This is a genomic window from Arenibacter hampyeongensis, from assembly GCF_002909255.1.
Taxonomy (GTDB): Bacteria; Bacteroidota; Bacteroidia; order Flavobacteriales; family Flavobacteriaceae; genus Arenibacter; species Arenibacter hampyeongensis.
Genome location: NZ_PIOB01000007.1, coordinates 201,814 through 217,526 on the forward strand (window position 1 = coordinate 201,814; position 15,713 = coordinate 217,526).

General features: G+C 39.1%; 15 protein-coding genes. 11 read left to right on the forward strand and 4 right to left on the reverse strand.

Features of this window, described 5'->3' with window-relative positions; all coding sequences use genetic code 11:
- Positions 1-207 precede the first annotated feature (207 nt).
- The 4 genes from nadC to priA are packed head-to-tail and all read left to right on the forward strand — an operon-like array spanning position 208 to position 4,946.
- The gene (gene nadC / locus CWD91_RS17050; protein ID WP_103442170.1) at positions 208-1,065 is read left to right on the forward strand and encodes a carboxylating nicotinate-nucleotide diphosphorylase; all 858 of its coding nucleotides are present in this window, start codon (positions 208-210) and stop codon (positions 1,063-1,065) included.
- A complete protein-coding gene (locus tag CWD91_RS17055) occupies positions 1,066-2,052 on the forward strand; it encodes a YihY/virulence factor BrkB family protein (protein ID WP_103442171.1) in 987 nt (328 codons plus the stop codon).
- Positions 2,027-2,476, forward strand: coding sequence for a DUF2147 domain-containing protein (locus CWD91_RS17060; protein ID WP_317045621.1), 450 nt, complete (start codon positions 2,027-2,029; stop codon positions 2,474-2,476). Before CWD91_RS17055 ends, CWD91_RS17060 begins: the two co-directional genes overlap by 26 nt.
- A gap of 13 nt (positions 2,477-2,489) precedes the next feature.
- On the forward strand, positions 2,490-4,946 hold the full coding sequence (gene priA / locus CWD91_RS17065) for a replication restart helicase PriA (protein WP_103442172.1): 2,457 nt from the start codon (positions 2,490-2,492) through the stop codon (positions 4,944-4,946).
- A 3-nt stretch (positions 4,947-4,949) separates the two neighbouring features.
- On the opposite strand, the gene CWD91_RS17070 is transcribed toward priA, so the two are convergent.
- Complete coding sequence (locus tag CWD91_RS17070; protein WP_031444569.1) at positions 4,950-5,642, reverse strand: LytR/AlgR family response regulator transcription factor; 693 nt, start codon at positions 5,640-5,642, stop codon at positions 4,950-4,952.
- Positions 5,643-5,877: 235 nt separating this feature from the next.
- Between CWD91_RS17070 and rpsF the strand changes: the two genes are divergently transcribed.
- The 6 genes from rpsF to hisS all read left to right on the forward strand — a co-directional run bounded on the left by rpsF (position 5,878) and on the right by hisS (position 12,584).
- Positions 5,878-6,216 (forward strand): 30S ribosomal protein S6, encoded by a 339-nt coding sequence (rpsF, locus tag CWD91_RS17075; RefSeq protein ID WP_103442173.1) that lies wholly within the window; start codon positions 5,878-5,880, stop codon positions 6,214-6,216.
- 2 nt (positions 6,217-6,218) lie between these two features.
- Positions 6,219-6,518, forward strand: a complete 300-nt coding sequence (gene rpsR, locus CWD91_RS17080; protein ID WP_192877690.1) for a 30S ribosomal protein S18 — start codon at positions 6,219-6,221, stop codon at positions 6,516-6,518.
- A gap of 13 nt (positions 6,519-6,531) precedes the next feature.
- Positions 6,532-6,987 (forward strand): 50S ribosomal protein L9, encoded by a 456-nt coding sequence (gene rplI, locus CWD91_RS17085; protein WP_103442175.1) that lies wholly within the window; start codon positions 6,532-6,534, stop codon positions 6,985-6,987.
- Between the two features lie 101 nt (positions 6,988-7,088).
- Entirely contained in the window at positions 7,089-10,250 is a 3,162-nt protein-coding gene (locus CWD91_RS17090; protein ID WP_103442176.1) for a TonB-dependent receptor, read from the forward strand.
- A gap of 130 nt (positions 10,251-10,380) precedes the next feature.
- Entirely contained in the window at positions 10,381-10,851 is a 471-nt protein-coding gene (locus tag CWD91_RS17095) for a DUF6495 family protein (RefSeq protein WP_103442177.1), read from the forward strand.
- Between the two features lie 65 nt (positions 10,852-10,916).
- A complete protein-coding gene (gene hisS, locus CWD91_RS17100; protein WP_103442178.1) occupies positions 10,917-12,584 on the forward strand; it encodes a histidine--tRNA ligase in 1,668 nt (555 codons plus the stop codon).
- On the opposite strand, the gene CWD91_RS17105 is transcribed toward hisS, so the two are convergent.
- Positions 12,579-13,127, reverse strand: a complete 549-nt coding sequence (locus CWD91_RS17105) for an NUDIX hydrolase (RefSeq protein WP_103442179.1) — start codon at positions 13,125-13,127, stop codon at positions 12,579-12,581. The genes hisS and CWD91_RS17105 overlap by 6 nt on opposite strands.
- A gap of 78 nt (positions 13,128-13,205) precedes the next feature.
- Complete coding sequence (locus CWD91_RS17110; RefSeq protein ID WP_103442180.1) at positions 13,206-14,294, reverse strand: M42 family metallopeptidase; 1,089 nt, start codon at positions 14,292-14,294, stop codon at positions 13,206-13,208.
- Positions 14,295-14,402: 108 nt separating this feature from the next.
- Here CWD91_RS17110 and CWD91_RS17115 point away from each other — a divergent pair, with 108 nt between their 5' ends.
- On the forward strand, positions 14,403-15,089 hold the full coding sequence (locus CWD91_RS17115; protein ID WP_103442181.1) for a DUF4294 domain-containing protein: 687 nt from the start codon (positions 14,403-14,405) through the stop codon (positions 15,087-15,089).
- A gap of 344 nt (positions 15,090-15,433) precedes the next feature.
- Here the strand turns inward: CWD91_RS17115 and CWD91_RS22900 are convergent.
- Positions 15,434-15,713, reverse strand: a 280-nt coding sequence (locus CWD91_RS22900) for a hypothetical protein (protein ID WP_205164654.1), incomplete at its 5' end; no start/stop codon positions are given.

Here is a 15,713-nt window from a genome sequence, read left to right on the forward strand (position 1 = left end):
AATGTAATATGCAATTTTCTAATTCCAAAAAGAAGCTTCAGGGTTTAGAACTACAATTCTTGGAAGATCTCTTTTTTTAATTGGGAATAGTATACAATGTAAATAGTCTATTTGGTCTATTACATTTAAAACATTTCGTCTTTCAATGAAAAAACAAGGGAGGAATTGGACAAACATTTTAGTAAATTAGCAAGGAAAAAGAATTGCATGATTTCAGAGGAACAATTTAAAACAGAGCTTGGTCTTATTATAAAAAATGCCGTTAGGGAAGATGTGGGTGACGGGGACCATAGCTCGCTAGCGTGCATTCCTGCCTCAGCAACGGGTAAAGCAAAGCTATTGGTCAAGGACAAGGGGATTATTGCGGGGGTAGATTTTGCTAAACTGGTCTTTCAATATGTTGATAAGAATTTAGAGGTGGAGGTGCTTATTAATGATGGGGCATCGGTGAAATTTGGAGATATTGCTTTTTATGTATCTGGAAGTTCACAAAGTATTCTTAAAGCGGAAAGATTGGTTTTAAATGCTATGCAAAGAATGAGTGCTATTGCCACCAAGACCAACTATTTTGTAAAACTTTTGCAGGGAACGGACACCAAAATATTGGATACGCGAAAGACCACACCGGGTATAAGGGCACTTGAAAAATGGGCCGTTAAAATTGGCGGAGGTGAAAATCATAGATTTGCCCTGTATGATATGGTTATGTTAAAGGATAATCATATTGATTTTGCCGGGGGTATAACCAAAGCCATTGAAAAAACACGGAAATATCTTAAGGACAAGAATCTGGATTTAGAGATAATTGTGGAAGCTAGGAACCTAAGCGAGGTAGAAATTATTTTGAAGTCCGACGGAATTTATAGAATTCTATTGGATAATTTTAGCTTTGAGGATACCAGGAAAGCGGTAAAAATGATAGGTGATCAATGTCTAACGGAATCTTCAGGCGGAATAAATGAGGAAACTATTAGAAAATATGCTGAGTGTGGGGTAGATTTTATCTCATCGGGTGCCTTGACCCATTCTATCTACAATATGGACCTTAGTCTTAAAGCAGTATAGATGTCCTTGGAAATTGAAAGTAAACTAGAGAAGATTCCCTTAGTAAATTGGATAGTGGGTTTAATGAAAAAGGTTAAGTTGCCAGCGTTTGAGGGGCTTTCCTTTTATGACCTGATTGAGATGTATATAATGGGGATTGTGAAGGGAGCTTTGTCTACACGAGCCAGTTCCATAGCCTTTAGTTTGTTTTTGGCCCTATTTCCATTGCTTATTTTCTTAGTTACTCTGATTCCGTTCATTATTCCCTATGTTTCTGTGGGAAATTCAGATTTCGATACAGAATTCTTAATTTTTTTGGAATCATTTCTACCTTCGGCAACTGGCGAATATTTTAGTGAAATTTACGTGCAGATAAGTCAACAGGAAAGAGGGGACGTATTGTCATCGGCTATCGCTTTTATTACTTCAATTTTTTTAATGGCCAATGGGGTGAATGCCATTTTTGGGGGATTTGAAAATTCTTATCACGTAAGTCTCAACCGCAATATTTTTAAGCAGTATGGTTATGCCTTATTGGTAGGGTTAATGTTGTCTATCCTGCTTTTGTTTGGGGCTGTCATATTTGTTTATTTCGAGGCCTATGTGCTTATAGGCTTACACGATATAACCCATAGGGGAATGGAATTGGAGGTGGATCAAAGCGAATTTGTTTTGGTGCAATGGGGTAAGTTTCTGTTTTTAGGGCTGCTGGCCTATTTTATTACCGCGATTTTATATTATTTTGGAACAAAAGAGGGAAGGCAAGCCAAGTTTTTTTCCTCTGGGGCTTTAATGACTACCTTACTTTTTATATTGACGTCTTACCTATTCGGGGTTTATGTTGAGAAATTTGCCAGATATAATGAATTGTATGGGGCTTTGGGTGGTTTGTTGATATTATTGGTCTTTATCTGGTTAAATTCCAATATCTTGCTACTGGGGTTCGAATTAAATGCCTCATTAAACTCGTTAAGGAAAAAATATGAAAAACATGATGGAAGTGAATAGGTGGGCAATGTGTGGTGTTTTTGTACTTTTTTCAATGTGCTGTTCGGCACAGAGCATATTTGGAAAATGGAAGACGATCGACGATAGAACCGGTTTTCCCAAAGCTATTATCAGTATTTATGAGCAAGACGGACTTATGTACGGCCATGTGGTGGAGATTTTGGAGGAAGGCAGAGAAAATGAGGTATGTGTGAAATGTGAAGGTGATAGAAAAGATCAGCCAATTGTAGGTATGAAAATTATTGAAGATGTGGAACACATAGGCAATGGGGAATGGAAAGGAAAAACACTGTTCGATCCGGAACAGGCAATGACCTTTAGGTGCAAGTTGTGGTTAAACCCGGATAATCCGGACGAATTAAAGGTAAGAGGGTATCTGGCATTCATTTATCGTACCCAGACCTGGATAAGGGTGGAAGGATAGAAGTTAAGGGAATATGCAGGATTTTATCAATGTTATTTTACCCATTCCAATAGAAAAACTCTTCACCTATAAGGTTACCGAGGAAGAGGTGAAAATTTTAAAACCGGGAATGAGGGTGGCCGTTCCTTTTGGGAAGTCAAAAATATATACTGCCTTGGTGTTCGAAATTCACAACACCGCTCCCACCGTGTACGAAGCTAAGGGGATAGATCAAGTCCTGGACGAATACCCTTTGGTTACTAGTATTCAACTTAAATTTTGGCAATGGTTGGCCCAATATTATATGTGCTCCATTGGGGAAGTTTTCCGCTCTGCAGTACCAAGTGCATTGTTGCTGGAAAGTGAAACTTTAATACTTAAGAACGATGGGGCAATAATAGAGGAAAACGACTTGTTGGATGACGAATTTCTGGTATTTGAGGCATTGCAGCATCAATCCATACTAAGAGTCCAGGAAATAAGTGATATTCTGGACAAAAAGAATATCATCCCAGTATTAAACAGATTGCTCAAAAAGAATATTATCCTTCTCAAGGAAGAAATGTTTGAGCAGTATAAGCCCAAATTGGTCCGATATGTTCAATTGGGGATAAACCACAGGTCCGAAGAAAATTTGGAAGTATTGTTGAATAGCTTAACCAGGGCACCTAAACAAAGTCAAGTTGTTCTCTCACTGTTCCAATTACAGGCCACGACAAAGAAGCCTGTAAAAGTGGGCGATTTGGAAAAGGCGAGCAATAGTTCCAGTGCGATCATTAAAACTTTGATAGATAAGGGTATTTTAGAGGAGCATTTTGTTCAAACGGATAGGGTGGTTTATGAGGGGGAAGATGGGAACAATACTTTGAAATCCTTAAATGATCATCAGCTTGCGGCTTTAGGGAATATAAAGGCATACTTCAAAGATAACAAGGTGGTGCTTTTACATGGAGTAACCTCTTCGGGGAAAACTGAGGTATACGTTAAGTTAATAGAGGAGTATTTAAGTAAAGGTAAGCAAGCGCTCTACCTACTACCTGAAATAGCACTTACTACCCAGTTGATCTCTAGATTGCAGGCCTATTTTGGTGAAAAAGTGGCCGTTTATCATTCTAAATATAATGTGCAGGAGAGGGTAGAGGTTTGGAATAATGTACTTGAAAATAAACCAAAAGCACAGATTGTAATAGGGGCAAGATCAGCTTTGTTTTTACCTTTTAAAGAGTTGGGATTGGTGATCGTGGATGAGGAACATGAAAGTTCTTTTAAACAGTATGACCCAGCACCCAGATATCATGCACGGGACGCCGCCATAGTTTTGGGTAATTTGCATGGTAGCGATATTTTATTGGGTTCGGCCACTCCCAGTGTAGAAAGTTTTTATAATGTAAAGACCACCAAATTTGGCTACGCCCGTATAGATCGAAGATATGGCAATGTGCTTATGCCGGAAATGGAATTGGTAGATATTAAGGAACAGTCCCGAAAAAAAAGGATGAAAGGACATTTTTCTGAGCGGCTACTGGAAGAAATTGCGGAAACCTTGGAAAACGGGGAGCAGGTTATTCTATTCCAAAACCGAAGGGGATTTGCCCCCATAATGGAGTGTACCACATGTGGTCATGCTCCGCAATGTCCAAATTGTGACGTAAGCTTAACCTACCATCAATTTAAAAAACAATTGCGCTGTCACTATTGTAGCTATCACATTGCCCTGCAGACAAGCTGCCAAGCCTGTGGGAATGCTACTTTGGATACCAAAGGATTCGGAACCGAACAAGTGGAACAGGAACTAAACGACTTGTTCCCGAAAGCCAATGTTGGAAGAATGGATTTGGACACCACTCGGGGGAAACATGGTTATGAGAAGATCATCACATCTTTTGAGCAGCAGGAAATTGACATTTTGGTCGGAACGCAAATGCTGACCAAGGGCTTGGATTTTAGGAATGTAAATCTAGTAGGAATCATGAATGCGGATTCATTGTTGAACTTTCCCGATTTTAGGGCCCACGAAAGAAGTTTTCAATTACTGACACAAGTGGCCGGTAGGGCAGGGAGGACCAAGAAAAGAGGCAAGGTGATAATCCAGAGTTATAATCCAAATCACAGGATTTTGCAGCAAGTGACCACTAGTGATTACGATGGCATGTTTATGGAACAGGTTTATGAAAGGGAACAGTACAAGTATCCCCCTATAAACAGAATCATTAAAATTACTTTTAAGCACAAGGACTACAATAAACTCAATGATGCAGCGGAGTGGTTTGCCAAGTCGTTAAGAAATATTTTCGGCGAAAATGTATTGGGCCCCGAATATCCTCCAGTGGCAAGAATTCGCAATCAGTATATCAAAAACATTATCATCAAGATCGGAGGTAAATTCTCTTTGGTCAAAACAAAAAATAGCATTAAAAGAATTGAAAAATCCTTTAATGCTATCTCATATTACAGAGGTGTTCGGGTAATCTACAACGTAGATCACATTTAATACCTAAAAATTATTTAGGGCCTCTGCCAATTCCGTCTTCTTATTTCTACTTAGAGGTATTTGTTTTCCGCTAACTTCTACATTTTTGCTGTTAAACTTCTCCACTTTCTCCAAGTTAACAATATAGGATTTGTGAATTCTTAAAAACTTGTCTTCCGGCAACTGTTTTTCAAAAGATTTCATTGTTGATAAAATTACGATATTGGCCTCATCCGTAACTAATTTTATATAGTCGCCCAAGGCTTCAATCCATTTTATCTCGTTTAATATAACCTTTCTTTTCTTTAGGTTACTCTTAACAAAGATATGTTCTTCATCTTCCGTTACCTTATTGATTTGTTCGTATTTTGCAACGGCTCTCTTAACAGAGGCGTCAAAACGCGATAAGGTAATAGGCTTGTGAAGGTAATCCGTTACATCGTAATCAAATGCCTTTAGGGCATAATCAGGTTTACCAGTAATCAAAATCACCTGAGGGCTGTTATCTAGGGACTCCAATAGGTCGAATCCTGTGATAATTGGCATCTCTACATCTAGGAAAATTAAATCGATTTCATTGTTTTTGATGCCGTTCTTGGCTTCAATGGCATTACTGTACTCAGCTACCAAAGCCAGATTCGGATGGTTGTTCACCAGTTTGGCAACTGCCATCCGCTGCATGGACGAGTCGTCCACGATAATGCTTCTTAATTTCATAAATGGTTGATTTGTGGGGTTAAATCATCGACAAAGTACTTAAAAATCATGCTGATGTACAACAAAAGTTGTAAACATTGCAGTAATTGTTGTGTAAATGGCAATGACCATAGTTTTAATTGTTTTTGGTTAAGTTCAATATTATGTTTGTTCTAGGTATAACGAAGATTTTCCCATTTTCTTGTGATATGAATAAAAAATAATTACTTTTGCACACTTAAAAAATTTTAAACATATGAACAATTACGAAACTGTTTTCATTTTAAATCCCGTTCTATCTGATGTTCAGATAGAGGAAACAGTTAAGAAATTTGAGGATTTCTTAATTAACAAAGGTGCCAAAATGGTAGCCAAAGAAAACTGGGGGCTAAAGAAATTGGCCTACCCTATCCAACACAAGAAAAGTGGTTTTTACCATTTGTTCGAGTTTACAGCTGAAGGCGACGTCGTTGCCCCTTATGAATTGGAATTCAGAAGGGACGAGCGAATTATGCGTTGTCTGACTGTGAAATTAGACAAGCATGCCGTATCATGGGCAGAGAGAAGAAGAACAAAGTTAAAAGCTAAAGCGTAAGGATTATGGCATCAATAGAACAACAAGCAAAAGGTAAAAAAGATGGAGAGATCAGATATCTTACTCCTCTTAATATAGAGACCAATACTCAAAAGAAATATTGTCGTTTCAAAAAATCAGGTATTAAATATATAGATTACAAAGATCCTGATTTTTTAATAAAGTTAGTAAATGAGCAAGGTAAATTGCTTCCAAGAAGACTTACTGGAACTTCCTTGAAATATCAGCGTAAAGTGGCCGTTGCTGTAAAAAGAGCGCGTCATTTAGCTTTAATGCCATATGTTGGCGATTTATTAAAATAAAAAGAAACGGACGATGGAACTTATATTAAAGGAAGACGTACAGAACTTAGGTTTTAAAGATGATTTGGTGAAAGTAAAGAATGGTTTTGGTAGAAATTACCTTATACCTAGAGGATTGGCCTCGTTAGCTACACCATCTGCCAAGAAAGTATTGGCCGAAAATTTAAAACAAAGAGCTCACAAAGAGAAGAAAATTGTTGATGCTGCCAATAAGACTGCAGAAGCAATTAAGCAATTGGAAATCAAGATTGCCGCTAAAGCTGGTGCAGGAGATAAATTGTTTGGATCTATTACCAATATAGATTTGGCCGATGCTTTGGAAAAAGCTGGACATTCTTTGGATAGAAAATATATTTCTATACAAGGCGGTGCAGTTAAAAGGACTGGTCCTTACAATGCTCAAATAAGATTGCACAGAGATGTGGTAGTCGATTTTCCATTTGAAGTAGTTGCAGAGGCAAAAAGTTAATAGCTTTTACATAATTATTTAAAAGGCCACAGAAATGTGGCCTTTTTTTGTGCTATTTTTATAGGTAATAACTTGATTACTAACTCAAAACAGAAAATATCATGAAAAAGATTCTTCTAGTCATATCTTTTGTTTGCTGTGGCCTTATGCTCTCTGCACAGGTAACCACCTCCAATATTAGGGGGGTTGTTCTTGATGATGAAGATGTTCCATTGCTGGGGGCCAACATTGTGGCAATACATACCCCAACAGGTACCAAGTATGGAGCCATTACCAATGAGGACGGTAGGTTTAATTTGCTTAACCTTAGGGTTGGCGGGCCCTATGAAGTTACCATATCCTTTATTGGTTTTAAAACCCAAACAGATAACGACATTTTTCTGACCTTGGGGAAAACCCAGAATATAGAGGTTAAATTAATGTCTGACGACCAGGCTTTGGACGAAGTAATCGTGGTTTCCGATCGGGGGACCGGTACTTTTGGGAGCGATAGGACGGGATCTGAGACCAGTGTTGGCCGCAGGGAATTGACTAGGCTTCCTACAATTTCCAGATCGGCTTCAGATTTTACTAGACTGGAACCTACGGCCAGTGGAAATTCGTTTGGGGGCCGAAATGATCAGTACAATAATTTTTCCTTGGACGGAGCTATATTTAATAACCCTTTTGGTTTGGATGCGCCAACACCTGGTGGACAAACTGATGCCCAACCCATATCTTTGGATGCCATAGATCAAATTCAGGTTTCCACTGCTCCTTACGATGTAACTCAATCGGGGTTTACCGGGGCTTCAGTAAATGCGGTTACCAAAAGTGGAACCAATGAATTCCATGGAACTGCTTATGGCTTTTACAGAAACCAGGATTTAACCGGGAGTAAGGTGAAAGGTGAGGATGTTGTAAAACCGACTTTAAAACAAAATCAATATGGATTTAGCCTGGGAGGTCCTATAGTCAAAAATAAACTTTTCTTTTTCGTTAACTTCGAAAAGGAGGAAAGGGATGATCTGGGTACAAATGGCTGGATACCTAATACAAATTCTGGTGCTGTAAATGAATCACGTGTTTTGGAGAGCGATCTAATATCTGTTCAATCTGCATTGTCCGTCTTGGGATATAATACTGGCGCTTATCAGGGGTTTACTTTCGGAGCCAAATCTACCAAGGGTATCTTTAAGTTGGATTGGAATATTAATGATAACAATAGACTGGCTATAATTTATAATTTTTTAAATGCTTCCAAGGAAAAACCAGCACATCCAACAGCATTTTCGCCAAGAGGACCTAACTTTTCAACTTTACAGTTTGAAAATGCAGGATACGAAATTAATAATAAGCTAAAGTCTATTCAACTGGAGCTCAATTCAACGCTTTCCGACGAGGCCATTAATAAATTACAGATTGGGTATTCCCATTTTGATGATTTCAGGGTACCACTGTCTGTTCCTGCTCCAATCATTACCATTCAGGACGGCAACAATGGTAACTACATTATTGCTGGTCATGAACCTTTCTCCATTAATAACTTATTGGATCAAAAGGTATTTCAATTAACCAATAATCTTAGTTTTTTTAAAGGCGACCACACTTATACAGTAGGTTTTTCATTTGAAAAGTTCGAATTTCAAAACTCTTTTAATTTAACGGCATACGATAATTTTGGGGCATCTTCGTATTACGGAACATTTGGTGCTTATCCGGATGTGGCAACTTTTTTGGCAGATGCCAACAATGCTAATGGAGTACTGGCTACTAATTTAGCATATGCCCAAAATGTTTTTAATTCACGAACAGCTTCAGGTATAGGAAACGACGGGGGTTGGAAATTGTCCGAACTCAATGTAGGTCAGTTGGCATTTTATGTTCAGGACGAATGGAATACTACCAATAATTTCAAATTAACTTACGGGATTCGGTTCGATAAGCCACTTTATTTTAATACTGGGAACCTGATTCAGAAATTTATTGATACGGATAACGGGGCCACTAGAGATAATTCCATTTCCTATTATAATCCCAATAAAGGGGAAGAGGTGTTTCTTAATTCTACAAAAATGCCTACCAATGATTGGTTGATTTCTCCCAGACTGGGGTTTAATTGGGAAGTGGACGGTGAAAGTGCAACTCAGGTTCGGGGGGGTACCGGAATATTTACCGGGAGGTTGCCATTTGTTTGGATAGGAAATCAGGTAAGCGGGGCCGATGACGGTTTTTTACAATTGGTTGATCCGGATTTTAAATTCCCCCAAGTGTGGAGAACCAATTTAGGATTGGATAAAAGATTAGAAAATGGAATTATTGGAACAGTCGACGTTTCTTATACCAAAGATATCAATGCAGCACATGTGCAGAACTGGGGAATGCGAAATCCTACAGGAACTTTGAATGCCCCCGGGGACAATAGACCTGTATATGCAGCATCGGACAAGGGCAATAATGCATATGTATTTACAAATTCGGATAAAGGGAGAATTTGGAGTGTTGCCTTAAAGGGGCAAAAAACCTTTTCCAACGGATTGTACACTAGTATAGCATATAGTTATTTGAATGCAAAAGATGTGAATTCCATCGAGGCCGAGATTACCGGTGATGCCTTCGATTTTAATCCAAACTTGGGAAATGCCAATAACGACGTTCTTGCCTATTCAAAATATGGTGATGCACATCGCTTTATTGGTGTATTGTCCAAGCAGTTTAAATATGGCGGGGACACATGGGCTACCACCATATCTACTTTTTTTGAATATGCCCAAGGGGGAAGGTATAATTATACTTATGCTGGCAATATTAATAATGATAGTTCTTTCCAGAATAACGATCTATTATATATTCCTACCGCTGCAGAATTGGGGCAGATGCAGTTTTCGGGAGCTGGACAGGCAGAAGCTTTTGAGGCTTACATTCGTCAAGATGATTATCTAAGGGACCACAGGGGTGAATATATGGAACGTTATGGAGCTACGGCACCTTGGAGGGGGCGTTGGGATATGAAATTATTGCAGGATTATAATTTTCAGGTGGCAGGTGATAAAACTAACACCATCCAGTTTAGTATAGATGTATTGAATGTTGGAAACTTAATAAGCTCGGATTGGGGTTTGGTTCAACAGGCCAATAATATTAGCCCAATTGGGGTGAATGTTGATCCCAACACCAACACCCCCACTTATACTTTTGATTCCAGCGTTACCAAAACCTATGGATATGATAGTGGATTATTGTCCAGATGGCAAGCACAATTTGGCTTACGCTATATATTCTAAAATAATTATAATTTAATATTTAAAAGGCTGTGCAAATCCCACAGCCTTTTTATTTTTGCAGTTCTTTAGAGCTTTGTTAAAATTCATTGTATGATCAGTGAATGTTTAAAGGGCCATTCAATTATTAAAAATGAAATATACTAGACTAACAAGAGAGCAGTTGGAGGAGTTGCATCAGGAATTCATTAATTTTTTGGCTACCCAATCCATCACAGGTGACGAATGGGATACACTGAAGAAAGAAAAACCGGAAGTAGCGGAGGAGGAACTTGATATTTTTAGCGATTTAATTTGGGAAGGTGTTTTGGCCAAAGTAAAGTACTTGGAAAATATCTCTGCCCAGCAGATGCATTTTTTCAGTACAGAAGAAAAGGAAATGAAGCTTATCTCGGTAAAGGTGATGAACCCTGATATAGATCTAAGTACCAAAGAGGGCTTTTCCTGGTTCAGAAAAAATTACCAATCCGATTTTGTGGAATACCTAACCGCCTCCAAGGCGTATACGGAAGATAAAAACCTGGATAAGTTTAATTTAATTAAACAGGGCGCCGTTATTACCAAAGGAGAACTTTACCAATGGTTCGAGGATTTAATAGGTTAATTAAACTTATTCCCTAATAAGCAAAGTTTCACAATCCACTATATTTACATCAGATTTAAAAAACAATGGCACAGAAACCATCCATACCCAAAGGAACCAGGGATTTTTCCCCATCCGAAGTCAATAAGAGAAATTATATTTTCGATGTGGTAAAAAAGCATTTTCAGACCTACGGGTTTCAGCCTATTGAGACGCCGTCCTTTGAAAACTCCGAAACCTTAATGGGGAAATATGGGGATGAAGGCGATCGATTGATATTTAAAATTCTTAATTCCGGGGATTTTTTGAATAAAGTGGATCCTGGTTTTTTCAAAGAATATGTTCAAGTTGAAATAATATTAAAGGATATTTATTCGGAAATTAAATTAAGAGCAGAATCATTTAAGGAATTAGACGATTATAGTAATCGAAATTTCACACAGGAAACCAAGGATTTTTTGATACCGGAATATAAAGATAGATTGGCCTCCTTCTCACCAGGGGATTACAGTTATTATATTGAGAGATTATTAAACCTATATGTTCATTCTAATTTTGGGGATAATGAAGATATAGAGACGTTTGGTTTATTGCCAATATTAAAGGAAGCTTTTGGAAATTTCTTGAAACATCAAACTTCAAAAATTTCATTTTCGATTTCCGAGAAGGCGCTGCGCTATGACCTCACCGTGCCCTTTGCCCGTTATGTGGTAATGCATCAAAACGAATTGGATTTTCCTTTTAAAAGATATCAAATCCAGCCCGTATGGCGTGCCGATAGACCTCAAAAAGGTCGTTTTCGTGAATTTTTCCAGTGTGATGCAGATGTAGTGGGTTCGGATTCCCTTTTACAGGAAGTGGAACTGGTGCAATTGTACGATGCCGTATTCACAGACTTGAAATTGGAAGGAGTAACAATCAAACTTAATAACAGAAAGATATTGGCAGGAATTGCCGAGGTAATCGGAGAACGTGATAAGTTGATCGACTTCACAGTGGCCTTGGATAAATTGGATAAGATAGGGATTGAAGGAATATCCAAAGAAATGAGGGAAAAGGGCATTTCTGATGCTGCCATTGAAAAAGCCGCTCCTTTATTCGCATTAAGAGGAAGTAACCTGGAGCAGCTATCGGTTTTAAGTGATTTGTTAAAGGATTCCGAGGAGGGGGCCAAAGGGGTGGGAGAGCTTAGCTTCATCATCACCACTATGGAAGAACTTGGACTGCAATCTGCAAATCTAAAAATAGATGTTACTTTGGCCAGGGGGCTTAATTACTACACAGGGGCTATATTTGAGGTTGCAGCTCCTGAAGGGGTAAGCATGGGGTCTATAGGTGGAGGTGGTCGTTATGATGACCTTACCGGAATCTTCGGTCTAAAAGATGTTAGTGGGGTAGGCATATCCTTTGGCCTGGATCGCATTTATCTGGTATTGGAGGAGCTGGGGCTTTTTCCGGAAGCCATTGATCAATCCTTACAGGTGCTCTGTGTTAATTTTGGGGACAGGGAAGCGTTGACCTCCTTAAAACTTGTTAATCGTCTTAGGAAAGCAGGTGTGAAATGTGATCTATATCCTTCCAATGCCAAGATGCAGAAACAGATGAAATATGCCAATAATAGGAATGTTCCTTTTGTTGTCTTGATCGGGGAACAGGAATTGGCCAGCAATTCCTTTGTGGTAAAGGACATGGTCAAAGGCGGACAGGAAACCTATAGTTTGGATAAACCGGAGGATTTTTTGAATAATTTATAGTCGTTTTTTTATCGCATTTAATACAGTTTCATAGTATTCCATTTCGTAAGGCACGTACTTCTTGGAAATCACATTGCTTTCTAATTCTTTACGGAATTCAGGGATTGAAATTAGGGTAAGATCGTCCACCTCTGTGTCCTGCATTTTAAGCATTGCTATTGGTAATTTGAGTTCGCTTAAAAAAGTATGGTGGAATTCGCAGTCCAATAAATCCTTATGATGTTGGTAGCTGTATTTAAACACGCCTATTTTTTGCAGTTCTTTTTCTGAAATATCAAGTCCGATCTCCTCCCTTACTTCCCTAATGGCGGAGACCACTACATCCTCACCGGCACCTATATGTCCGGCTACCGAAACATCCCAAAGTGCTGGATGGGTATCCTTTTTTTTGGCCCGTTGCTGAATTAGGACTTCCCCATTTTTGGTAAATAGCCAAACATGTATACTGGGGTGGTAAAGCCCCTTTTTATGTGCTTCGGATTTCATGATGGATTTACCAGTATAATTTCCATTAGCATCCAATATGTCTATCAATTCGTCCATAACAAAGCTATATTTTTAATTAGGGCTAATAGATTTAAAATAAAAAATCCTCCCGTTTGGGGAGGATTTGTCAAAGGACTATTCAAAATAGCTAAAAGTTTCCCCTTCTTTTATGTTCAATAAAGATTCGTAAATCAATCGAATAACATTTTCAACATCATCCCTATGAACCGTTTCTACTGTGGTATGCATATATCTAAGGGGTAGCGATATTAAAACGGAAGCAACCCCACCATTGCTGTAGGCAAAGGCATCGGTATCCGTACCAGTATATCTTGAGGCCGCCATACGCTGAAAAGGAATCTTATTGGCTTCAGCAGTTTCAATAATCCGCTCCCGAAGTTTGTTTTGTACCGCAGGGGCGTAAGAAATAACAGGGCCAGCACCAATTAGGGTATGTCCTTGTTTCTTTTTCTCGATCATGGGCGTGGTGGTATCGTGACAAACGTCGGTCACTATGGCAATGTTCGGTTTTATGGTCTGAGTAATCATTTCGGCACCTCTTAATCCAATTTCTTCTTGTACGGCATTGGTAATATAAAGTCCAAAAGGAAGTGACTTTTTGTTTTCCTTAAGTAGTCTAGCTACTTCGGCAATCATAAAACCTCCAACGCGGTTGTCTATGGCCCTACAGACAAATTTATTCTTGTTGAGGATTTGAAAGGTATCTGGATAGGTAATAACACATCCAACGTGTACGCCAAGTTTTTCTACTTCCGCTTTGTCTTTAGCACCTACATCAATAAAAATGTTGTCCAATTTAGGGGATTCTTCCTTGGAACTGTCCCTAGTATGTATGGCTGGCCATCCAAATATTCCCTTTACGACCCCTTTTTTGGTGTGTATGTTGACCCATTTGGAAGGCGCAATTTGATGGTCGCTACCACCATTGCGGATTACATATATTAATCCTTCATCGGTAATGTAGTTCACATACCACGATATTTCATCGGAATGCCCCTCAATGACCACCTTGTATTTGGCATCGGGATTTATAACTCCCACTGCAGTACCGTAGGTGTCGGTAATAAAGGTATCCACATATGGTTTCAGATACTCCATCCATAATTTTTGCCCTTCCCATTCGTAACCTGTGGGGGAGGCATTGTTTAAATATTTTTCTAAAAAATCTATGGATTTTTTGGTAAGAATCTTTTTTGCGCTCATTTACGTATATGTGTTTTGAATACAAACTTAACAATATTCACTTTTATTTAATAGCAAGCTGCTTTCTTTATCATTAATTTTGGCAAGGCTTTTGTATTTTAGGGTTCAATGAGAAAAAGATTATTGGTAATACTTTATGGGATATTGGGATTTGTAGGTATGGCACAGGTGCCGGAAGAAACATTGGATTCCTTGGCCCAGCAATATATTATAATGGAGGGCGACTCCGTTCTCCAAAGCTCAATAGCCTTAAATGAGGTTTATGTATTTGGTAGGCTCAAATTCTCCTCTTATAACGATAAGTTAAGGTATTATATATTAAGAAGGAAGACCATGAAGGTGTATCCTTATGCCAAATTGGCTGCTGAGCGGTTGGTGGAACTTAATGACAGTTTGGAGCATATTAAGAGGAATTCACATAAAAGAAGGTTTACCCGCAAGGTTCAAAAATTTATTGAGGACGAATTTTCAGAGGAATTAAAAAAACTGACACGTACCGAAGGGCAAATTTTGGTAAAGTTGATTTATAGGCAGACGGGGATTACGGCTTTTGATCTGGTAAAAGAGTTGCGAAGTGGCTGGCGTGCCTTTTGGTACAATACCACTGCCAAAATGTTCAGCATTAGTATTAAGGAAGAGTTTCATCCGGACATGGTGCATGAGGATTACCTTATAGAGGATATTCTGCAACGGGCCTTTGCGGATTTCAGTTTGGAACGGCAGCCTTCCGTTTTGGAATACGATTATGCTACACTCACCAATATTTGGAAAGACCAGAATAGGTCTAAGGAGTAGGGGTTAAGAGTTCCCTATATTTCAAGAACAATTTTAATGTAATGTATTGCGCGTTCCCTCCCTATGTCGGTCCGGGTGCTCTGCTTTGTCCCTTTCGCTGGTTGGGGGAAGCCTCTCCGCCCCTGCCTGCCCTCGGGCAGGCCTAATGCGCCCCCGGGGCATTTTTAACGGTCGGCCGTTTTGCGGTCCGGGAAAAAAGCGTTAAATTGTTTTCCCTTTTTGTGCCGGGTTTCGGTGCGCAAAATGCTTGTTGACAGCGGGTTGTGCGCGGCGGTTCGAAAAAGGCGAAAAAAGTTTTGAAAAATCCTTGTGGATTTAAAAAAGGGTGGTAGATTTGCACCCCGCTAACGAAGCAAAGTCGGAGTCCGCGGGAATGGTGTTTGGAGCGCCACGTTCATATGTTTTTTGTTTCCCTGGCCGCCCTGAAGAAAGAAAGATGATTTTTTTCGAAAAAAGCTTGGCGGATTAAAAAAAGGCTGTACATTTGCAGCCGCTTTGGGAGACAGGGCGAACGAACAGAGAGAATTAAGTTCATTGATATATTGTAAAGACAGCGCGCCATATTTTTGGGAACAGGGATATGGTGCAGAAAAAGAAATCGAAAGAACGGGCCGGGAAGATATC